Source organism: Sphingomonas yabuuchiae (genome assembly GCF_014199595.1).
Lineage (GTDB): Bacteria > Pseudomonadota > Alphaproteobacteria > Sphingomonadales > Sphingomonadaceae > Sphingomonas > Sphingomonas yabuuchiae.
On the sequence record NZ_JACHNX010000005.1, the window covers coordinates 26,084 to 47,237 of the forward strand.

Sequence of the window (21,154 nt, forward strand, 5' to 3'; positions counted from 1 at the left end):
GCCGGAGGTCTCACCGAGACCATCGCTCGTGGCGTTTCCCTCCCCCGGCCCCTCCCGCCTGCGAAAGGGGGGAAGAAGAGGGGGCTTACCCGCTCACCAACCCCGCCCAGGCCAAGTCCGGCCCGGCGGGGACAATCCCGGTCGGGTTCAGCTCCAAATGGCTGGCATAATAATGCGTCTTGATGTGATCGAGATGCACCGTCGCCGCGATCTCCGGGATCGCCAGCATCCGTTCCAGCAAAGCTTCCAGTGCCGGATAGTCCTGCACTCGCCGGACATTGCATTTGAAATGCCCGTGATAGACCGCATCGAAGCGGACCAGCGTGGTGAACAGCCGAATGTCCGCTTCGGTCATCCGATCACCCACCAGCCATTCGCGCCCCTTCAGCCGCGCTTCCAGAGCATCCAGTTCGGCGAATAGGGGGCCGACCGCTTCGTCATAGGCCGCTTGGGTCTTGGCGAAGCCGCATTTGTAGACGCCGTTGTTCACCCGGTCATAGACGGTAGCGTTGACCGCATCGATCTCTTCGCGAAGGTCCGCAGGATAGTAATTCCCCTCCCGCGCGCCCAGCCCGTCGAACGCGGTGTTGAACATGCGGATGATCTCGGCCGACTCGTTGCTGACGATCGTATCGCGCTGCTTGTCCCACAGGACCGGCACCGTGACCTTGCCGCTGTAACCGTCGCGGGCTCGGGCATAGAGCTGCCACAGATAGTCCGAACCGTAGATCTGGTCGCCGGTGCCGCCGCGCTCGGTGGCGAAGGTCCAGCCATTTTCGCGCATCAGCGGATCGACCACCGACAGGCCGATCATGTCCTCCAACCCTTTGAGCGCGCGGACGATCATCGTGCGATGCGCCCAAGGGCAGGCATAGGAGACATAAAGGTGATAGCGCCCCGCCTCCGCGCGGTGGCCGGTCTGGCCGTCGGGGCCGGGTTCTCCGTCCGCCGTCACCCAGTCGCGGAAACCGGAGTCGGGGCGTTTGAAGCTGCCCTTCTCGTCCGATTTGAACAGTCCGTCGGCGTGCCAGATGCCGGCCATCATATTGCCCATGCGTGTGTCTCCTTTGGGGAGGGTACGCATGGGGCGGGGGAGCGATCCAATCCTCCCCGGTACGGGGAGGGGGACCATGCGCAGCATGGTGGAGGGGGCGTGCCGCAAGGTGGGGCCTGTGTGGAAGCCCCCCTCCGTCAGCGCTGGCGCGCTGCCACCTCCCCGTGCCGGGGAGGATTAGCGCCGTTTGCCGTTGTGGCGGATGTTGGCGGGCCGCCCACGCCGTTTCAGCACCCGGCGCGGTTCGGGTGCCGCGCCCTTGCCGTCGGGCAGTTCGAAGCGCAGCGCGCCCGAAACCGGGTTCGCCTCGGCCAGGCGTAGCGGCAGGCGCTGGCCCAGCTTGTAGATTTCGCGGCTCTTCTCGCCGAGCAGCTGCTGCGACGACTCGTCGTAATGGAAATAGTCGCCGCCCAGGTCGCGGATCGGCATCAGTCCGTCACCGCCCACGCCGTCGACCGTCGCAAAAAAGCCGAAATTGGTGACACCGGTGATCCGCGTCTCGACCACCTGGCCGACATGTTCGGATAGATAGGCCGCGACATAGCGGTCGATCGTCTCGCGCTCCGCCTCCATCGCGCGGCGTTCATATTGGCTGATCGAGGTGCCCAGCCGCTCCATCTCTTCGCCCTCGGGCAGCAACCCGCCATCGCCCAGCTTATACGCTCCGACCAGCGCACGGTGGACGACGAGGTCGGCATAGCGCCGGATCGGCGAGGTGAAATGCGCGTACGACCCCAGCGACAGGCCGAAATGCCCCTGATTGACCGGAGCGTAATAAGCCTGGGTCTGCGAGCGGAGGATCTGCTCCATCACCTGCGGCTTGAAGTCCGCGTCGCCGATCTTGTCGATGATCCGGTTGAAGGTCGCCGGGCGGATCACCTGTCCCATCGCAAATGGAATGTCGAAGGTTTCCAGATACTCCTTCAGCGCGACCAGCTTGGTGCGGCTGGGCACCTCATGGACGCGGTACATGACGGGGGCCTTTTTAGCCTCCAGCGCCTTGGCGGCGGCGACGTTGGCGGCGATCATGTAATCCTCGATCAGCCGGTGCGCATCCAGCCGCGCACGCGGCGCGACCGACAGGATGCGGCCATTCTGGTCGAGCACCACGCGCCGCTCGGGCAGGTCGAGGTCGAGCGGCTCGCGATCGTCGCGCGCCTTGGCCAGCGCCGCCCAGCAGTCCCAAAGCGGCCGCAGGGCCGTCTCGGTCAGCGGATGCGACAGCTCGCCGTCGATCGCGGCCTGCGCATCCTCATACGCGATATTCGCGGCCAGCCGTACGACCGCGCGGGTGAAGCGGAAGCCCTTGAGCTTGCCGTCCTTCGTCACCTGAAGATGACAGGCTAGCGCGGCGCGGTCCTCGCCCTCCTTCAGCGAACAGACATCGGCCGACAGGATCTCGGGCAGCATCGGCACCACCCGGTCGGGGAAATAGACCGAGTTGCCCCGCCGCCGCGCATCCTTGTCGATCGCCGAGCCGGGACGGACATAGAAGCTGACATCGGCAATGGCGACGATGGCGCGCCAGCCTTCCGGATTGGCGGGATCGTCGTCGGGCGCGGCCCAGACCGCGTCGTCATGGTCGCGGGCGTCGACCGGATCGATCGCGACGATGGGCAGGTCGCGCAGGTCTTCGCGGTCGTCGCCCAGCGGCTGGCGCGCAACACGTTCGGCTTCTTCCAGCGTCTCGGGCTGGAAGCGATCGGGGATCTCGAACTTGTGGATCGCGATCAGCGAGAAGCTGCGCGGGGCGAAGGGATCGCCCAGCCGCTCGACCACCTTTGCGGTGATGCGCGGCGGACGGCCTGCCTTTTCGGCCAGCACCAGGTCGCCCGCTTCGGCGCCTCCGGTGTCCGACACCATCATCTCGCGCCGGTCCTTCTTGTCGACGCTAGTCAACCAGAAGCGCCCCGCCTCCTCGCGCAGCACGCCCAGCACCTGTTCGGAGGCGGGGGCGATCGTCTTCATGACATGCGCGATCCAGCCGCCGCCCGCTTCCTCGGTCCGCGCCAGTACCCGCTGGCCGATGCCGAGGCTCCCGCGCTTGCGCTCGCGGATGCGGAGGCGAGGAATGGGCACGCCGTCCGCCTCCCAACGCTCGGGCTGGCCCCAGACATTGCCGCCGTCATCGACATCGACGACGCGCAGCACCGTCACCTTGGGCAGTCCGCCCATCTTGTGGAAGGCGCGGCCCGGCGCGCTGTCGATCAGCCCTTCATCGGCCATGTCCTTGAGCAGCGCCTTCAGCCCGATCTTCTCCTGCGCGGAGAGACCGAAAGCGCGCGCGATCTCGCGCTTGCCAGCGGGCTGGTCCGACTGTTCGATGAAGGCGAGGATTTGCTCACGGGTCGGCAGACCCGGCTGGGGTTTTTTCATGAGATGGAGATAGGGGGTAGGGGAGGCGGCGTCACCCCCGAAGCTGATCCTCCCCGGCACGGGGAGGGGGACCGCCGCGAAGCGGTGGTGGAGGGGGTTCGCCACATAGGGTTCGCTTGCTGGAACGCCCCCTCCACCATGCTTCGCATGGTCCCCCTCCCCTTGCAGGGGAGGATTAATAACGACATGATCCAATGTAATACCAGTATGGCGTAGCGGGACCGACGATTATGATGACATTATGGGCTTCGGCCGCGATCCTGGCGGCGGCTCCCGCAGCGCAGGGCGATCTGGACCGGTTGGCGGCGACGCTCGGCTATCGCTATACCATCCTGACCAACCGTCCCGCATCCTGCCCGACCGGCACGCCGCGCTGTTTTGAGGCGGATATCGCCATCGCCGTGCCCGAGGGTGCGCCGAGCCTGCCGGTCGAAATCCGCTACAGCCTGGTCAACCCGGTGCTGAAGATCGACAGCGACACCTTCGACAACCGCACGATCAACGGCGATCTGAACGTCCTGACGCTGAAGCCCGGCCAGCAGTTGAAGCCGGGCCAGACCTATCATGTGAAGCTGACCGGCCTGGGCGCCTTCTTCTCGCGCAATCACATGATGCCCAACGCGATGCTGGCGGCCGAGGGCCTTACCCCGCGTGTGATCGCCGCGACCCGGACGGGGACCGATGCCGAGACGGGGCTGGAGACCCTGCCTTTCGTAGCCCCGATGACCGATGAGGCCGCGCTCGCCCGCAGCGCCCCCGACGACCAGACGGTCTGGCGGACCCCGGAGCGCGCCTTTGCTCTTTATGCCGAGCGGGGGGCGGCGACGCCGGTCGATGTCGCGATTTTGCCCCGGCCTGCGAAGGTCACGCGCCCGGCCGGTGCGCCGGTCGATCTGGCCAAGGGATTGCGCGTCACCACCCAGGGTTTCACTCGCGCCGCCATCGCGCCCGCGCTGGCCGGATTGCCGATGGGAACGGTGCCGTTGACCATCCGCAAGCAGGCGGGGATCGCCGTCGAGGGCTATCGCCTGACCGTGGCACAGGGCGGTGTCACCATTGCGGCGGCGGATGCGGCGGGGGCATCCTATGCGCTTCGTTCGCTGGCGCAGCAGATGGCGGCGGAGGGGACGACGCTCCGCCCGCTGATTATAGAGGATGCGCCGCGCTACGGCTTTCGCGGGCTGCATATCGATCTGGCGCGCAACTTTCACAGCAAGGCCGAGATACTGAAGCTGATCGAGCAGATGGCAGTGTACAAGCTGAACACGCTGCACCTGCATCTCGGCGATGACGAGGGCTGGCGCTTGCAGATCGCAGGCCTGCCCGAACTGACCGAGGTGGGGGCGTATCGCTGCACCGACCTGACCGAGAAGAGCTGCCTGTCGCCGCAACTGGGGGCAGACCCGGCCAGGGATGCGGCCACCAACGGCTATCTGACCGCCGCCGACTATACCGAAATCCTGCGTGCCGCCGCCGCGCGGCAGATCGACGTCATCCCCTCCTTCGACATGCCCGGCCATTCGCGCGCGGCGATCCGGTCGATGGAGGTGCGCTATCAGCGGCTGATGGCCAAGGGCGACCGCGCTGGGGCCGAGCGTTTCCGGCTGGTCGAGCCGGGCGATACCACCCGCTATTCCAGCGTCCAGCATTATGACGACAACACGCTGAACGTCTGTATTCCCAGCACCTATCGCTTTATCGAGACGGTGATCGACGACATCGCCGCCCTGCACAAAGCGGCGGGGGTACCGCTGACCACCTATCATATCGGCGCGGACGAGACGGCGGGGGCCTGGGTGCAGTCGCCCGCCTGCAAGGTGATGATGGGCCAGACGGGCCTGCAGCCCAAGCAGCTCGGCGCCTATTTCATCGAGCGCATTTCCACCGACCTCGCCCAGCGCGGCATCGCGGTCGCCGGGTGGAGCGATGGCCTGGGCCATACCGACCCCGCCAAGATGCCGCCCAAGGTTCAGACCAACATCTGGAGCAACCTGCACGCGGGCGGCGTGGCCGAGGCGCATGGCCAGGCCAATCGCGGGTGGAAGACGGTGCTGTCGATCCCCGATCTCGGCTATTTCGACATGCCCTATGCCGCCGATCCGAACGAGACCGGCTATGACTGGGCGTCGCGCGGGGTGGACAGTTTCCAAGTGTTCGGTTTCATGCCGGGCAATCTGGCCGCCAACGCCGCGCTGATTCCTAACATCCTCGCCCAGCCCAAGGCGATTGCCGACACCGTGCCGCTCCAGCCGGGCCGCAGCATCGCCGGGCTCCAGGCGCAGTTGTGGAGCGAGACGGTGCGCCGCGACAGCCAGGTGGATTACATGCTCTTCCCGCGCCTGCTGGCGCTGGCCGAGCGGGCGTGGAGAAAGCCGGATTGGGAGCCCGCTTATGTCGCTGGTACCGGCTATCAACCGAACGACCCCCGCGTGGACCGGACGAAGCTGTTGGCCGGGTGGCGGGATTTTGCGGGCCGGATGGGTGCGCAGATGCGATTGCTCGATCGGGCGGGCGTGACCTATCGCCTTGCCCCGCCGGGCGCGCGGATCGCGAACGGCAGGCTGGAGGCGAACACCGAGTTCGCCGGAACGCCGATTGAGTATCGCATCGGCGGCTCCGCCTGGACCCGCTACACCGGGCCGGTGGCGGTGACGGGGGTGGTCGAGCTTCGCACCCGTACCCCCGATGGCCGCCGTGCCAGCCGGACGGTTACGGTTTCGCCGTAACCGCGATCAGGCCAGGCGCATCGGCAATGAAGCGGTCGAGCACGCCGTCGGCGATCTTGATCGGCCCGTCGAAGCGCACCGCGCCCTTGATGCTCTGCACGGCGGCGGCCTGAGCGGCGATCCGCTTGGCATCGGCGAAGTAGCGGGTCGCCGCTGCATTGCCCTGCTCGGCGGCGTCCAGCCCGGCGGCAGCCTGCCCCAGCGCGCGACCCCAGAGCTGCATCGCCTCCAGCCAGGGCGCGGCTTGCTCGGCAAAGGCCGGGTCGACCAGCCCCGCGCGGATCGTGTCGGGCGCATCGGCCAGCGCATCGGCCTTGGCATGGAGTTCGGCCAGTGCCGCACGGCGTTCGCCCGCGTCACCGTTCGCCAGCGCCTCGCGAACATGGTCGAGCAGCGCCTTCAGCTTGGGCGCCTGTTCCTGCCAGGGCTGGCTGCCGAAGGTGGGGGCGAGATGCTGGGTGTCGAACAGCTCCAGCAGTGCCGCCGTTGCGCGGGCATCTCCTCCAGCCAGATCGCGCGCGGCGTAATGCCAGGTGCGGTCGGCGTCATAGCCCTTGTCGTTCCACCCGAACGCCAGCACCCCCGTCACCGCAACCCGGCTGGGGGCTTCTTGGTTCATCGGGTTGGAGAGAATACCGGTCAGCTCGGACGACAGCCCGGCCTCGCGCTTGGCATAGGGCGCGAGAAGCAGGCGCCCGGCCGAACTCGCATAGTCGTTGACCGGATAATTGTCCCACAGCAGCGTCTTGCGCCCGAACGCCTTGGTCGCGGCCTTGGCATCGGGAATGGAGATGGCGGGCGGCACGACATCGGTGCCGGTCCATTGCACGACGATGCGCGGGTTCAGATTGGCACGGAGGGCCGCCTTGTAGGGGCTTTCCTTCGCATCATAATATTCGGTCGGTACCATGATCAGCGGGCGCGAGGCGGGGTCCTGTTTGAGCAGGTCGGCCTGGACCGCGTTCAGCAGCTTTGACTGGGCGATCCCGGCGGCTTGCGCGCCCGAGGGGCCGAATGCGGCCTTGTCCGCCTCGCAATTCCACTTCTGATATTCGATATCGTCCAGCGCGACATAGAAGCTGTGTACGCCGATCCCGCGCAACGCCGCGAACTTGCGCAGCAGCGCCTGCTCGTCCGCCGGGTCGGAGAAGCAGATGCTTGGTCCCGGCGAGATGGCATAGACGAAATCGACATGGTTCGCCCTGGCGCGCGCGGCGAGCGTACCCAGCGCGCTCAGCGTCGCGGCGGGATAGGGATCGCGCCACTTGTCGCGCGCGAAGGGATCGTCCTTCGGGCTGTAGACATAGGTGTTGGCCTTCATCTCGCCGAGGAAGTCGAGATGCTTGGTCCGGTCGGTCATCGACCAGGGCTTGCCGTAGAAACCCTCGATCGTGCCCCGGATCGGCATGGCGGGATGATCGCGGATGGTCAGCGCCGGTATGGTCTGGCGGGCCAGCAACTGGCGCAGCGTCTGGGCGGCGTGGAACAGTCCGTCCGCGTCATGCCCGGCCAGCGTGATGAGCCCGCTGCGACCGGCGGCGAGGACGGTCAGCGTATAGCCTTCGCGGGCGTCGTCGGGGCTGGCGTCGCTGCGCGACAGGGCCTCACGGACTAGGGCGGCACTGTCCGGGCCGATCACGATGGTCGGGCGGTCGGGTGAGGCGGGCAAGCGCGTGGTTGTGGCGATCTCGGTGACACCCGCCTTTGACAGCAGGTCGCGCACCAGCGCGGCGGTCTCCGGCTCGGTGCCGGGTGCGACGATCAGCGTGACTGCACGGCCCAGCGTCACCGTGCCATCGCCCAGCGTCATCACGGCGGGGGCGGGGAAAATCGCGGGCAGGGTGGCGGGGCTCGCTTGAGCCGCCGGGGTCAGCGTCGCCAGTGCGATCGCCGCCAGGGCCGCCCCCATTGCTCTGTTTGCCGCCCGCGTCATCCTCAATCTCCGGTATTGAACTGGTATTGTCGGAGCCTAGGGGAGTGAGGGGCGGGCTGCAAGCGCGATTGCGGGTTGGATTTCAATGGGTTGGGGCGTGGCCTTCGACTTCGCTCAGGCTGAACGGAGCGGGGAAGTAGGGTCCTGCCAAACCCCCGTTCAGCCTGAGCGAAGTCGAAGGCCAAGGGAATCCCCCCCGCCAAGTGGTATTAGACCGGCCCCATCAATCGTGAAATTGCAGGCTCGCCAACCGGGCATAGAGCCCGCCGCCCGCGATCAACTCCCCATGTCGCCCCTGTTCGACGATCCGCCCGCCATCCATCACCACGATCCGCTCGGCCGCACGGACCGTCGCCAGCCGGTGCGCGATGACCAGCGTGGTCCGGTTGGCCATCAACCGCTCCAGCGCCTGTTGGACCAGTTGCTCGCTCTCGGCATCCAAAGCGCTCGTCGCCTCGTCCAGCAACAGGATCGGCGCATCGCGAAGCAGCGCGCGGGCGATGGTGATCCGCTGGCGCTGGCCGCCCGACAGCCGGGCACCGCCTTCGCCCAGGAAGGTATCCAGCCCCTGCGGCAGCGCGCGCAGGAAGTCGGCGGCGTTGGCGGCCTCGGCGGCGGCCCAAAGCTCGTCGTCGCTCGCCTCCCACCGGCCATAGCGCAGATTGTCGCGCGCCGAGGCGCCGAAGATCACCGTCTCCTGCGGCACCATCGCGATGCGCCCGCGGATCGCTGCCGGATCGGCATCACGCAGGGACACGCCGTCGAGCGAGATATTGCCGCCCTGCGGATCGTAGAATCGCTCGGCCAGCTGGAACAGGGTCGACTTGCCCGCGCCCGAGGGGCCGACCACCGCCACCGTCTCGCCGGGGCGAATGTCGAGCGAGAAGTCGTTCAGCGCCGCGACCTCGGGTCGGGTCGGATAGTGGAACACGACATTCTCGAAGCGCAGCGCACCCATCGGGATGACCGGCAGAACGGCGGGCGCGGGGGGCGGCGCGATCTCGGGTTCCTCGGCCAGCAGCTCGGCCAGACGCTGCGCCGCGCCCGATGCTCGCAATATGTCGCCCCAAACCTCGGTCAGCGCCTGGAACGAGCCCGCAACCAGCATGCCCGTCACGACGAACGCAGTCAGCGACCCGCCCGACAGCCGCCCGCTGGCGACATCGGCAACCGCCTCCCACAGCAGCAGCGTCAGGCCGCCGAAGAACAGGCCGATCACCATCGCGGTCATCACCGCACGCAGCAGGAAGCGCTTGCGCGAGGTGGCGAAGCCGTTGCTGACCGCCAGCTCGAATCGCTCGGCCTCGCGGCGTTCCTGGCCGAACGCCTGGACGACCTTCATCGCGCCCAGCGTCTCCACGGCGGTCGCGCCGATATCGGCCAGCCGGTCCTGGCTGTCGCGCGAATAGCTGCGCACCTTCTTGCCGAGCACGACGATGGGCAGGACGATCAGCGGGATGCACACCAGCAGCGACAGGGTCAGCTTGGGCGACAGCGCGAACAGATAGATGGTGCCGCCGATCCCGATCACCGTATTGCGCAGCGCGATCGACACGGTCGAGCCGACGACCTGCTCGATGATCGCGGTGTCGGCGGTCAACCGGCTGGCGATCTCGGACGGGCGGTTCTCTTCGAAGTAACGGGGTGCCAGGCGCAGAAGGTTGGCCTGCACCGCGATGCGGATATCGGCGACCGTCCGCTCGCCCAGCCACGACACGAAATAGAATCGGAACGCGGTGGCGATCGCCAGCACCACGACGACCGCCAGCAGCCCCTGGAAATAGGGTGCGATATCGCCGGTGTCGGCGATGTTGCCGAAGCCGTGGTCGATCACTTTCTGGAAGGTGCGCGGGATGAACAGCGTGGCCAGTGCCGCGACCGCCAGCGACACGGTGGCGGCGGCCAGATGCCCCGGATAGCGCAGCGTATAGCGCCAGACCATTTTCAGGTTGCTCAGGCGGCGGCTGGCCGGGACGGGGGGCTCGGCGGATTTGCGGGACGCGGCGGATCTGGCCATGCCGGGGACCTAGCAGCGTGGGCGCATCGGCTCAACGCCGGGCTATGGGCTCGACGCATCGTTTGGGCGCTTTGGTGCGTTCAGGGGATGTGATGGAGATCATGAACCTGTCATCGGTTCGGCACTATGACCGATCGGCCATATTCTGGTCATCATGCGCAAACGGTTTCGTGATAGACAAATGCCAATCACGGCTCCGTCCGGCGGAGCGCAGGGGAATCGACGATGTTGTACGACGCCTATGAAATGCAGCGCTCGATGCTGGCGGGCGCAAGCGCGCTGGCCAATTTCGGTGCGGGGCTGCTCCAGAATCCTGCCAATCCCTTCGCCTATCTGGGCGGCGGCGCGATCATGGGATCCGCGCTGGAGGTGTTCGCCCATGCCGCCGCCCCGCGCGGCAAGCCCGCTTTCGGCCTGACCAAGACCGAGATCGACGGGCGCGAGGTGGTCGTCCACGAAGAGATCGTGCTGCGCAAGCCCTTCGGCCAGCTGAAGCGCTTCCGCCGTGAAGGCGTGGAGGACAGCCCCAAGCTGCTGATCGTCGCGCCGATGTCGGGCCATTATGCGACGCTGCTGCGCGGCACGGTGCAGCGGATGCTGCCGACCTGCGAGGTGTACATTACGGACTGGCGCGATGCGAAGCTGGTGCCGCTGTCCGACGGGCGGTTCGATTTCGACGATTATGTCGATTACATCATCGACTTCCTGACCGAGATCGGGCCGGGGGGGCATGCGCTGGCGGTGTGCCAGCCCTCGGTGCCGTCCTATGTCGCTGCGGCGGTGATGAGCGCGGACAAGCATCCCTGCACCCCGCGCACCCTGACGCTAATGGGCGGGCCGGTCGACACGCGCGAGGCGCCGACGGCGGTCAATCTGCTGGCGACCGATCGCCCGCACGCCTGGTTCGAGCAGAATGCGATCGCCACCGTGCCCATGACCTATCCGGGGGCCGGGCGGCGGGTCTATCCGGGCTTTCTGCAGCTTGCCGGGTTCATGTCGATGAACTTGGGCAACCACATGATTTCGCATTGGGAGATGTTCAAGCATCTGGTCCAGGGCGACGGCGAAAGCGCCGACTCCACCAAGCGATTCTATGACGAATATCGCGCAGTCTGCGACATGACGGCGGAATTCTATCTCCAGACCGTCGAGCTGGTGTTCCAGCGTCACGCGCTGCCCAAGGGCGAGATGCTGCACCATGGCAAGCGCGTCGATCCGGGCGCGATCACCGATATCGGCATATTGGCGATCGAGGGCGAGCGGGACGATATCTCCGGGCTGGGCCAGACACGTGCCGCACTGACGCTGGCGACCAATCTGCCGGAGGAGAAGAAGCGCTATTACATGGCCGAGAAGGTCGGCCATTACGGCATCTTCAACGGCTCGAAGTGGCGCAACCGCATCGCGCCGGTGGTCGAGGAGTGGATCAAGGCGAACGGGTGAGGAGGCTGCTCCCGCACTCCGTTCAGCCTGAGCGAAGTCGAAGGCCACGGGGTGCATTCGGCCAGAAGCGTGTGGCGAGCCGTTTCCCTTGGCCGTCGACTTCGCTCAGGCGGAACGGGGCGGGGGATAGGGGAAATAGAAAAACGCCCGGAAGCCATGGCCTCCGGGCGTTTCGCCTTCCAGCAATCGCGGATTACGCGACCGAGCCGACCACCGCATGGCTGGACGACTCGTCCGAGTGGATCGTGCCGCCGAACAGCATCTTCACCCGGCCCGACAGAGAGATGTCGGTTTCCCACAGCTCGGCCGAGCTGATGTCGAAGCGCAGCAGCGTCAGGTTGGGGTCCGACTTGCCTTCCGGGAACCAGGCCTCGACCTGATTGCTCCACAGCTTGTCGATCTGGGCCGGATCATTGTCCTTCGACACACGGCCCGCCAGGCAGGCGAAGAAGTCGTGACCCTTGCCGACGAACTGCGCCATAGCCTCGCCACCGCCCGCGATGCGGTTGTCGCGACCGGCGAAGAAGAATAGCGTGTTCGGCTGATCGTCATCGATCTGCGCGGTCATCGGTTCGGAATGCTGGCCGTCGTTCAGGCCGATCATGACGAACGGGCTGCTCTTCAGCTTGTCGAGGAACTTGGCGGCGATTTCCTGGGGGCTGTCGTCGGCCATCATGGCTCTCCTTTCAGGGGTTTGGCGGGAGAACGACGCGGAGGCGGGGATGGTTGCGAATAAGATCTCACGTAATCGAACGCCGATTTGACATGATCTTGTATGGCCGTTCGAGTTAGTGATCGCTCGACGGCAATTCCGCCGTCACCCACAGAAAGGACCACGGATGTCCGTAGCCGATCTGTGCCTGATCCTGGGCGTCGTTATCGCCTTCGCGACCTTGGTCGTGAAGATTATCGACGTTCGCAACAGGTAAGGTGCCCGGCGGGGCTCGGGCTGCAACCTGGGCCCCAAAGGCATTTGAGCCCCGGCCGCTGCAACAGCCGGGGCTCTACAGAAAGGCGGATGTCCTCGCCTGCGATTCATATACGCCAACGACGTCAAAATTTCAATTCTGATGGCAATCGCGAAGCGCGCTTCATCTCGTATCAAACGATACCCAATCCCCATATTTCCCGCTAAGCGCGGGTCCATCACAGCATAGCCATGCGACCCGCCAAGCGCTCAGCCGCACGCCGGGCCGCCCGACCGGACGAAGACCTATGACCTCTGCCGTTACCGCCGATGCGCGCAAGACCATGAAATCGCTGTATCGTGCGCCCGAACCCGATGTCCTGAAGCCGCTGCTCGACCGCGCCGCCGCGACGCCGGAGATGCGCGAGCGGATCATGGGCCATGCCTCGGGCCTGCTCGCCGACCTGCGTGCCGCGCAGAATCGCGGCTGGGTAAACCAGTTCCTCCAGGAATATCGCCTCAACTCGTCCGAGGGCGTCGCGCTGCTGAGTCTCGCCGAGGCGTTCCTGCGCGTACCCGATCCCGAGACCGCCGACCTGTTGATCGCCGACAAGCTGGGCGAGGCGGACTGGCGCGCGCATACCGGGCGGTCGGCGTCGAAGCTGGTCAACTCCGCCACCTGGGGCCTGGTCGTCGGCCGCGCGCTGGTCGGCGAGGGCGAGGCGGGGCCGCTGAAGCGCCTGCTGTCGCGCGCGGGCGAGCCGTTCGTGCGCCAGGCGGTCGGCGCCGCGATGCGGATGATGGGCGAGATCTTCGTGATGGGCCGCACCATCGAGGAAGCGATGCGGCGCATGAAGAAGCCCGAGAACAAGGGCTTCACCGCCAGCTTCGACATGCTGGGCGAGGCGGCGCGGACGCATGAGGATGCCGAGCGTTATTTCCACGCCTATGTGAAGGCGATCGACGCGGTGGGGTCGGACCCGGCGGCGGGCCATTCGATCTCGGTCAAGCTGTCGGCGCTCCACCCGCGCTACGAACTGCCGCGCGCCTATGAGTGCGTGCCCGCGCTCACCGACATGCTGGCGCAGCTGGCGCGGCAGGCGGCGGACAAGGGCATTGCCCTCACTGTCGATGCCGAAGAGTCCGAGCGGCTGGAGATGAGCCTGGACATCATCGGCGGCGTCGCGGCGCTCCCGGCGCTGAAGGGCTGGGACGGGTTCGGCATGGCGGTGCAGGCTTATGGCAAGCGGGCGCGCGCGGTCATCGGCTGGGCCAATGGCCTCGACCGGATCATGAACGTCCGGCTGGTCAAGGGCGCCTATTGGGACAGCGAGATCAAGCGCACCCAGGTCGAGGGGCTGGCCGACTATCCGCTCTTCACCCGCAAGGCGGCGACTGACGTCTCCTATCTGGCGGTCGCCAAGGACATGCTGGCGGCCGAGAATATCCGCCCGGCCTTTGCCAGCCACAATGCGCTGACCGTCGCGACCATCCTGGAATGGGCGGGCAATAGCCATGACTTCGAGTTCCAGCGGCTGCACGGCATGGGCGATGGCCTGTATGAGCGGCTGGTGCGCGAACATGGTCACAAGTGCCGCATCTATGCGCCGGTCGGCGGGCATCGCGACCTGCTGGCCTATCTGGTCCGCCGCTTGCTGGAGAATGGCGCGAATTCCAGCTTCGTGCATCAGCTGGCCGATGCGCGGCTGACCGAGGCGGAGATCCTCGCCGATCCGGTCGCCAAGATCGCGGCCGTCGGCGGCGCGCGTCACCCGAGCATCCCGCTGCCCATCGACCTGTTCGCACCGGGCCATCGCAACTCGACCGGCATCGACCTGAGCGACATCGCGACGCTGGACGCCACGGTGAAGGCGGTCAATGCCCCCGCCGTGCAGCCGGTCGCTGCCACTGCCGATGTCGCATCGCTGGTCGCGCGCGCTCATGCGGCTTTCCCGGCCTGGAACGCGACGCCGCTCGATACCCGCGCGACCGTGCTGGAGAAGCTGGCCGATCTGCTGGAGCAGGATCGCGAGCGGCTGATGGCTATCCTGGTGCAGGAGGCGTTCAAGACCATCCCCGACGCGATCGGCGAGGTTCGCGAAGCCGCCGACTTCTGCCGCTATTATGCCCAACAAGCCCGCGCGCGGCTCGGTTCGGTCGAGCTGCCCGGGCCGACGGGCGAGCGCAACACGCTGCACCTGGAAGGACGCGGGGTCTGGGCGACGGTCGCGCCGTGGAACTTCCCGCTGGCGATCTTCCTCGGCCAGACGGTCGCGGCGCTCGTCACCGGCAACACCGTCGTCGCCAAGCCCGCGCCGCAGACGCCCGCCATCGCACAGGCCGCCGTCGAACTGGCCTACCGTGCGGGCGTGCCGCGCGACGCGCTGCTGCTGGCGGTCGGTGGGCCGGATGTGGGCCAGACGCTGACCGAGGATCATCGCATCGCGGGCGTCGCCTTCACCGGCTCGACCGCCACCGCCAAGCGGATCGCGCGGACGCTGGTGGCGGACGACGATCGCCCGATCGTGCCGTTGATCGCCGAGACCGGCGGCATCAACGCGATGATCGTCGACTCGACCGCGCTGCCCGAACAGGTGGTGGCGGACGTCATCACCTCGTCCTTCCGCTCGGCGGGGCAGCGTTGCTCGGCGCTGCGGCTGTTGCTGGTGCAGGCGGATGTCGCCGACAATGTCATCGAAATGCTGAAGGGCGCGATGGAGACGCTGGTGCTCGGCGCGACCGGCAATCCGGCGACCGATGTCGGTCCGGTCATCGACCAGGCCGCCTATGACAAGCTGATGGCGTACCGCGCGTCGATGGTGACGCAGACGATCAAGACGCTCGACGCGCCTGCAGATGGCCTGTTCGTCCCGCCGACGCTGATCCGGCTCGACCGGGTCGAGGACCTGACCAAGGAATGGTTCGGCCCGATTTTGCACGTCGCGACCTGGGAAGCGGGCACGCTGTCCGAGACGATCGCAAAGGTGAACGCCAAGGGTTACGGCCTGACCATGGGCCTGCACAGCCGCATCGCCCGCGCTGGTGAGGTGATCGAGGCGGAAGCGGCGGTCGGCAACCTGTACATCAACCGCTCGATGATCGGCGCGGTGGTCGGCAGCCAGCCTTTCGGCGGCGAGGGCCTGTCGGGCACCGGGCCGAAGGCGGGCGGGCCACATTACCTGTACCGCTTCTGCGCGGAGCGGGCGGTGTCGGTCGACACGACCTCGGCAGGCGGCAACGCGACGCTATTGTCGCTGGACGAAGGCGGAATCTGAGTGCCGCCACACCCTCACCCTTCCGGCGCTTCGCGCCTCCCTCCCTCTCCCCATGGGAGAGGGAGGGAGCCCGCCCGCTTTAGCGGGTGGGAAGGGTGAGGGTGTTCGTTCAAGCCCGGTGCACCTCGACCGGCTGGACCTGGGGATAGGGCATCACCAGCGTCCCGTCCGGCGCGGCGGTATAGGTCGTCTGGGTCGGGTAGGGGATCACGATCCCCTCTGCCGCGAACCGCTTCATCAGCGTCACCAGCACCCGGTTGCGCAGGTCGTGTGCGGTGGCCCAGTCGTCGCCGGGCACGTCGAACTGCAATGCGAAGTCCAGGCTCGACGCGCCGAAGCTCTCGAAACCGGCCCGTGCCACCTTGCCGCCTTCGCCCTCGACGATCTCGGTCAACAGGGCGGGAATGCGCGCCAGGGTTTCGGGCGGGGTTTCGTACGCAACGCCGATCATGAACGACAGGCGGACATGCTGGCGTACCGTCTGGTTCTGGATTTCCTTGTCGAGCAGCTGGCGGTTCGAGATGATGCGCAGCTCGCCGGTAAAGGCGCGGATACGGGTGGATTTCAGGCCGATCGCCTCGATCACGCCGCTCGTATTGTCATAGGCGATCTTGTCGCCGCGCCGGAACGGCCGGTCGAAGATGATGGCGAGGGCGGCGAAGAGGTCGCCGAAAATTCCCTGCGCGGCCAGACCGATGGCGATGCCGCCGACGCCCAGACCCGCCACCAGGCCGGTGACGTTGACGCCCAGATTGTCGAGCACCACCACCAGTGCGATGGCGAACAGCACCGCCGTTACCAGCAACCGGATCAGCCCCATGGCCGACAGCAGCGCCTCGCCCGAATAATGTTCGGACTGGGTGCGATGCTCGATCGTGCCGAGGATCAGTTCGCGCGCCCAGATCGCGGCCTGGAACACGCTGGCGATGGTGAACAGGAAGTTGATCGTCCGGGCGACTTCACCCGGCGCGCCCGCATAGCCCGCGACGAGTTGCGCGGCGAGCGTGACGATGAAGAACATGTTGGTCCGTGCGATGGCATGGCCTAGAATCACGCCCCATCCGCCCGCGAAACCGGGACGGCTGCACAGGCGGTCACCGAGCTTGCGGACCCAGAGCAGCGCCAGCACGATGATCGCGCCGAAACCGATCGCGATCAGGACCTTCAGCCAATAATGCTGCACCCACCAGGAAGTGGCATCGATGATGCTGCCGACCTGATCGGGGATGCGGGAGCCGTCGAAGATCGGCGCCTTGGGCGAGGATTTCGCCATGGGGACTCCTTGAAAAATCGGGGGCGGTCAGGCCGCCTTGCTGGCCGGGGTTCCGGCCTCCAGAAATGCGATCAGCCCGCACTCGATGCGGGACAGCCCGGCACGCGCGCGCGGCAGGCGCAGGGTCTTGCGAAACGCAGCCTGGCCCTCTTTGACGAGCGCGATCAGCGAGGGGTGAACATAGGATTTGCGCGCGATGGCGGGCGTGTTGCCCAGCTTTTCGACGACCGGCTCCAGCATCGCCTTCAGGCTGAGGTCCGCTTCGGCCAGCGCCAGCGCCTCGAATGCGGCGACGCTGGCCGCCCAGGTGCGGAAATGCTTGGCGGTGAAGTCGCAGCCCGTGGCTTCGCGGATATCGGTGTTGACGTCGGAGGACGTGACCGGATTGGCCTCGCCCTCGTCATCGACCCAGGCGAAGAGATGCTGCTCGTCCAGATCCTGGCATCGCTTCACGAAGCTGGCGAGCGACCGGTCGGTCAGCGTCATGTCGCGCATCTTGCCCGACTTGCCCCGATAGCGCAGCCGCAGGGTCGTGCCCTTCACTTGGCCGTGCCGCTTGCGCAGAGTCGTCGCGCCGAAACTCTTGTTGGTCGCGGCATAGGCTTCGTTGCCGACGCGGATATGACCGTTGTCGAGCAGCCGCACGACGGCGGCAACCGCGCGCTCCTTGCACAGGCCGCGCTTCTTCAGGTCCGCCTCGACCCGTTTGCGTAGGGTGGGAAGCGCATGGCCGAACGCGGCGCAGCGTTCATATTTGGCCGCTTCCTGCGCTTCGCGGAAATCGGCGTGATAGCGATATTGCTTGCGCCCTTTCTCGTCCCAGCCGACCGCCTGGATATGGCCGTTGGCGCGCGGGCAGAACCAGGCGTCCTTATAAGCGGGGGGCTGGCCGATGCGGTTCAGCCGGTCGATCTCGTCCGCGTCCGTGATCCGCTCGCCCTTGGCGGTCCAATAGGCCCATTTGCCGCGAACCTTGGTCCGGGTGATGCCGGGTTTGCTGTCATCGCAATAGACTAGACGGGTGGCCATCGCTCTCTCTCGGGTCATCTCTGCAAATGCGCCGCCGGTCGCTTCGTTCCGGAACGGCCGATGCGGTCGCGGGTTCTGGTGCTGGCTCCCCCAAGCCATTTCCCCGACAGGAGTTTTCCATCATGGCCGATCTTTCCCAGGCACGCGTCCTGATGCTCGCCGCCGACGGTTTTGAGACCGTCGAGCTGTTCAAGCCCCGCCAGGCGCTGGAGGAAGCGGGCGCGAAGGTGACGCTCGCCTCGCTCAAGTCCGACCCGATCCAGGGCATGGAAGGCGATATCAACAAGGCCGAGACCGCGACGCCGGACCTGACCGTCGATGAGGTCGATACCGACGATTACGATGCGCTGGTCATCCCGGGCGGCACCTGCAACCCCGACAAGCTGCGTCTCAACGAGCGCGCGGTCGAGATCGTCACCGAGTTCATGGAAGACGACAAGATCGTCGCCGCTATCTGCCATGGCCCCTGGCTGCTTGCCGAGGCGGATGTGATCGACGGTCGCCGCCTGACCAGCTACCCCTCGATCCGCACCGACCTGTCCAATGCGGGTGCGGACGTGGTGGACGATGAGGTCGTGGTCGACGGCAACCTGATCACCAGCCGCAAGCCCGACGACATCCCCGCCTTCAACCAGGCGATCCTGACCGCGCTGGAGGAAGAACTGGCCGACGAGGACGAAACCGAAGAGGCGTAAATCCCAATCCTCCCCAAGCTATGCTTGGGGAGGGGGACCATCGCGTTAGCGATGGTGGAGGGGCAAGACGGACCGGCCATGCCCCTCCACCACGCCCTGCGGGCGCGGTCCCCCTCCCCGAGCAAGCTCAGGGAGGAATGGGATCGTGTTCCCTTCGCGGGACGATCACGGGCGTCGCATCCTGTTCCCATGCGTGGCAGGATGCGACGCCCTTTCGCTTTTTCAGGATGACCCCATGCGTCTGGTTCCGCTCCTAATCCTCGGTATGACGTCGGCGGTCGCGCTCGCACAAGGAAGCGCGCAGCCCTTCATGGTCGGCGGGCGCGGCTTCGCCACGCTGCAAGCGGCTGTCACGGCGATCGGCGATGGCGAGGGCACGATCCGCATCGCGCCGGGCACCTACCGCGAATGCGCGATCCAGGGGGCGGGGCGGATCAGCTATGTCGCGACCGAGCCGGGCAAGGTCATCTTCACCCGCATCGCCTGCGAGGGGAAGGCGGCGCTGGTCCTGCGTGGGCGGGGGGCTTCGGTCCAAGGCATCGTCTTCAGCCATATCGAGGTCGGCGATGGCAATGGCGCGGGCATCCGCATCGAAAAGGGGCCGCTGTCCGTCAGCAACGCGATGTTCCTTGACAGCCAGTCGGGCATCCTGTCGGCCGAGGACCCCAATGGCACCGTCACCGTCGACCACTCGACCTTTTCCGGCCTGGGCAACGACCCGACCGGCAACGGCGCGCACGGCATCTATATGGGCCGCTACAAGTCCCTACGCGTCACCGCCTGCCGCTTCGAGCATGGGCAGGGAGGCCATTACGTCAAGAGCCGGGCGCCTTATGTCGAGGTGCTCGACAGCAGCTTCGACGACAGCAAGGGCCACTCGACCAATTATATGATCGACCTATCCAACGGCGCGAAGGGGCGGATCGCGGGGAACGAGTTCGTCTTCGGCCGCGACAAGGACAATCACTCGACGCTGATCACCGTCGCGCCGGAGGGGGCCAAGAACGACTCGTCGGGCTTGGTGATCGAAAACAACCGCGCCCGCCTGGCCCCCGGCGTCGATTTCAAGCCGGTCTTCGTCGGCAACTGGTCGGGCGAGCCGCTGGTAATCCGGGGCAATATCCTGGGCGCCGGCATCACGCCGACCGCTCGGCGGTTCTAGACCGGATCGACATCACATCGAGCCAACGTGAGCCCCTCCCCTGAAGGGGAGGGGTTGGGGTGGGGCCTCGCCACGAACGCCGCGCTTGCGGATACGCCCCACCCCTGAAGGGGAGGGGTGGGTCCATCTCAGGTCATCGCAATCCAGGGCGGATCGATACTCGAATACGCCTTTCCCCGCGCGCCCGTCCCAAGGAAGGGTAAGCGATGAGGACCATCGATCCGCCCGGTCTCCATGCGGGCCTGTCGCAGACACGTCGCCACAGGCCCGACAGGGTCAGATCAACAGGTAAATATCGTCGAACAATAGGGTCGGAAGGCCGTCGAATTCGCCCGCCACGACATTCGGAATATAATAGGAGACGCGGTCGATCTTGCCCATTTCCGCAAGCGAGACATGCTGTTGGTCCGAGATGGTGGTCGCATCGAGATTGACCGTCTTGGTGCCCACCAGTCTGCCGTCGCGATATCCCTGAAATACGACAACGGCCGTGACGGGCGAGGAATTTCCGGTTGCGACCGTCATGTCGGTCAGCACGAAGTCGGCGCCCGTGCTCGAGAAGAATCCGAGGCCCCATGGGTCGGCTTGCCAATGCCCGTTGCCGTTTTCGCTGCCAAACATCATCTGATCACCGTCATATGTGGTGCCGAACGACAGGATGTCGAGCGTCGGGTTCTTGTCGAAGGTGTAGACGGTTTCGCGGACCTGGCTCGTCTTGCCGACATTAATGTCCATGGTGAGATAGGCGAAGTCGGTCTTTCCCATCTTGTCGCTGATCTTGTAGGGAATATTCTCGGTCAGGACCGTGCCGCCGGCTGTGGCGGTCTTGACGCTTTCATTCAGCGCATAAGTAAAGCTGCCATCCGCCTTGATTCGGAATGTGCCATATTTCCCCGCTACTTCAGTTGTCCCGGAATCGGTCAGGCTGACGCGGCTGCCGCCGAAGAAGCGGAGCGCTTTTTCGCCATTATCACCTTCGCGATCATTATTCAGGATGTTGCCTGACATGACATCGGTCGACGAAAACCTGTAATAATCATCCTTTGCGAACAAGCCATAGCCGTACAGATTGTCGTGCACCAAGTTTACCTCCCCTGTTAACCATCATGACGATACGGTCATTTCTGGGCCGGTCAATCGGCAAGGGGGATAGAGTCCGACTTCGACGCCATGGATTGATCCGAAAAACGGAAAGTTGCCCCAAGGGCAGGGCGGACATGAAGGCATGTCCACATCAATCATGTCGGATATGGATGCATTCCCG

The 21,154-nt window shown here is 66.0% G+C and carries 13 protein-coding genes; 5 read left to right on the forward strand and 8 right to left on the reverse strand.

Features of this window, described 5'->3' with window-relative positions; genetic code table 11:
* Nucleotides 1-85: 85 nt before the first annotated feature.
* Both GGQ89_RS08015 and rnr read right to left on the reverse strand, forming a co-directional pair.
* A complete protein-coding gene (locus GGQ89_RS08015; protein ID WP_184105381.1) occupies nucleotides 86-1,054 on the reverse strand; it encodes a glutathione S-transferase family protein in 969 nt (322 codons plus the stop codon).
* Between the two features lie 177 nt (nucleotides 1,055-1,231).
* Nucleotides 1,232-3,430, reverse strand: coding sequence for a ribonuclease R (gene rnr / locus GGQ89_RS08020; protein WP_184105382.1), 2,199 nt, complete (start codon nucleotides 3,428-3,430; stop codon nucleotides 1,232-1,234).
* A gap of 233 nt (nucleotides 3,431-3,663) precedes the next feature.
* Between rnr and GGQ89_RS08025 the strand changes: the two genes are divergently transcribed.
* The gene (locus GGQ89_RS08025; RefSeq protein WP_240456629.1) at nucleotides 3,664-6,156 is read left to right on the forward strand and encodes a family 20 glycosylhydrolase; all 2,493 of its coding nucleotides are present in this window, start codon (nucleotides 3,664-3,666) and stop codon (nucleotides 6,154-6,156) included.
* On the opposite strand, the gene GGQ89_RS08030 is transcribed toward GGQ89_RS08025, so the two are convergent.
* Together GGQ89_RS08030 and GGQ89_RS08035 are read right to left on the reverse strand one after the other, a co-directional pair.
* Complete coding sequence (locus GGQ89_RS08030; protein ID WP_240456628.1) at nucleotides 6,140-8,065, reverse strand: glycoside hydrolase family 84 protein; 1,926 nt, start codon at nucleotides 8,063-8,065, stop codon at nucleotides 6,140-6,142. The two genes, GGQ89_RS08025 and GGQ89_RS08030, sit on opposite strands and share 17 nt — an antisense overlap.
* Before the next feature lie 247 nt (nucleotides 8,066-8,312).
* The gene (locus GGQ89_RS08035) at nucleotides 8,313-10,106 is read right to left on the reverse strand and encodes an ABC transporter transmembrane domain-containing protein (protein ID WP_184105385.1); all 1,794 of its coding nucleotides are present in this window, start codon (nucleotides 10,104-10,106) and stop codon (nucleotides 8,313-8,315) included.
* Between the two features lie 225 nt (nucleotides 10,107-10,331).
* Here GGQ89_RS08035 and GGQ89_RS08040 point away from each other — a divergent pair, with 225 nt between their 5' ends.
* A complete protein-coding gene (locus GGQ89_RS08040) occupies nucleotides 10,332-11,549 on the forward strand; it encodes a polyhydroxyalkanoate depolymerase (RefSeq protein ID WP_184105386.1) in 1,218 nt (405 codons plus the stop codon).
* Nucleotides 11,550-11,742: 193 nt separating this feature from the next.
* Here the strand turns inward: GGQ89_RS08040 and GGQ89_RS08045 are convergent, their stop codons facing one another.
* A complete protein-coding gene (locus tag GGQ89_RS08045) occupies nucleotides 11,743-12,222 on the reverse strand; it encodes a pyridoxamine 5'-phosphate oxidase family protein (RefSeq protein ID WP_076717103.1) in 480 nt (159 codons plus the stop codon).
* A gap of 542 nt (nucleotides 12,223-12,764) precedes the next feature.
* Between GGQ89_RS08045 and GGQ89_RS08050 the strand changes: the two genes are divergently transcribed.
* Nucleotides 12,765-15,731, forward strand: coding sequence for an L-glutamate gamma-semialdehyde dehydrogenase (locus tag GGQ89_RS08050; RefSeq protein ID WP_240456627.1), 2,967 nt, complete (start codon nucleotides 12,765-12,767; stop codon nucleotides 15,729-15,731).
* A 109-nt stretch (nucleotides 15,732-15,840) separates the two neighbouring features.
* Here GGQ89_RS08050 and GGQ89_RS08055 read toward each other — a convergent pair whose 3' ends face one another.
* Complete coding sequence (locus GGQ89_RS08055) at nucleotides 15,841-17,004, reverse strand: mechanosensitive ion channel family protein (protein WP_184105387.1); 1,164 nt, start codon at nucleotides 17,002-17,004, stop codon at nucleotides 15,841-15,843.
* A gap of 27 nt (nucleotides 17,005-17,031) precedes the next feature.
* A complete protein-coding gene (locus tag GGQ89_RS08060) occupies nucleotides 17,032-18,033 on the reverse strand; it encodes a DNA topoisomerase IB (RefSeq protein ID WP_184105388.1) in 1,002 nt (333 codons plus the stop codon).
* A gap of 122 nt (nucleotides 18,034-18,155) precedes the next feature.
* Between GGQ89_RS08060 and GGQ89_RS08065 the strand changes: the two genes are divergently transcribed.
* Entirely contained in the window at nucleotides 18,156-18,728 is a 573-nt protein-coding gene (locus GGQ89_RS08065) for a type 1 glutamine amidotransferase domain-containing protein (RefSeq protein ID WP_206362804.1), read from the forward strand.
* 265 nt (nucleotides 18,729-18,993) lie between these two features.
* The gene (locus tag GGQ89_RS08070) at nucleotides 18,994-19,890 is read left to right on the forward strand and encodes a right-handed parallel beta-helix repeat-containing protein (RefSeq protein ID WP_244955767.1); all 897 of its coding nucleotides are present in this window, start codon (nucleotides 18,994-18,996) and stop codon (nucleotides 19,888-19,890) included.
* A 276-nt stretch (nucleotides 19,891-20,166) separates the two neighbouring features.
* Here GGQ89_RS08070 and GGQ89_RS08075 read toward each other — a convergent pair whose 3' ends face one another.
* Nucleotides 20,167-20,970: a VCBS domain-containing protein gene (locus GGQ89_RS08075; RefSeq protein WP_184105389.1), complete on the reverse strand. Its 804-nt coding sequence runs from the start codon at nucleotides 20,968-20,970 to the stop codon at nucleotides 20,167-20,169.
* Nucleotides 20,971-21,154: the final 184 nt, after the last annotated feature.

Excerpts from the sequence above, each read along its gene's own strand:
- GGQ89_RS08015 (WP_184105381.1), bottom strand. The coding sequence starts at position 1,054 with ATGGGCAATATGATGGCCGGCATCTGGCACGCCGACGGACTGTTCAAA.
- rnr (WP_184105382.1), bottom strand. The coding sequence starts at position 3,430 with ATGAAAAAACCCCAGCCGGGTCTGCCGACCCGTGAGCAAATCCTCGCC.
- GGQ89_RS08025 (WP_240456629.1), top strand. The coding sequence starts at position 3,664 with ATGACATTATGGGCTTCGGCCGCGATCCTGGCGGCGGCTCCCGCAGCG.
- GGQ89_RS08030 (WP_240456628.1), bottom strand. The coding sequence starts at position 8,065 with ATGGGGGCGGCCCTGGCGGCGATCGCACTGGCGACGCTGACCCCGGCG.
- GGQ89_RS08035 (WP_184105385.1), bottom strand. The coding sequence starts at position 10,106 with ATGGCCAGATCCGCCGCGTCCCGCAAATCCGCCGAGCCCCCCGTCCCG.
- GGQ89_RS08040 (WP_184105386.1), top strand. The coding sequence starts at position 10,332 with ATGTTGTACGACGCCTATGAAATGCAGCGCTCGATGCTGGCGGGCGCA.
- GGQ89_RS08045 (WP_076717103.1), bottom strand. The coding sequence starts at position 12,222 with ATGGCCGACGACAGCCCCCAGGAAATCGCCGCCAAGTTCCTCGACAAG.
- GGQ89_RS08050 (WP_240456627.1), top strand. The coding sequence starts at position 12,765 with ATGACCTCTGCCGTTACCGCCGATGCGCGCAAGACCATGAAATCGCTG.
- GGQ89_RS08055 (WP_184105387.1), bottom strand. The coding sequence starts at position 17,004 with ATGGCGAAATCCTCGCCCAAGGCGCCGATCTTCGACGGCTCCCGCATC.
- GGQ89_RS08060 (WP_184105388.1), bottom strand. The coding sequence starts at position 18,033 with ATGGCCACCCGTCTAGTCTATTGCGATGACAGCAAACCCGGCATCACC.
- GGQ89_RS08065 (WP_206362804.1), top strand. The coding sequence starts at position 18,156 with ATGGCCGATCTTTCCCAGGCACGCGTCCTGATGCTCGCCGCCGACGGT.
- GGQ89_RS08070 (WP_244955767.1), top strand. The coding sequence starts at position 18,994 with ATGACGTCGGCGGTCGCGCTCGCACAAGGAAGCGCGCAGCCCTTCATG.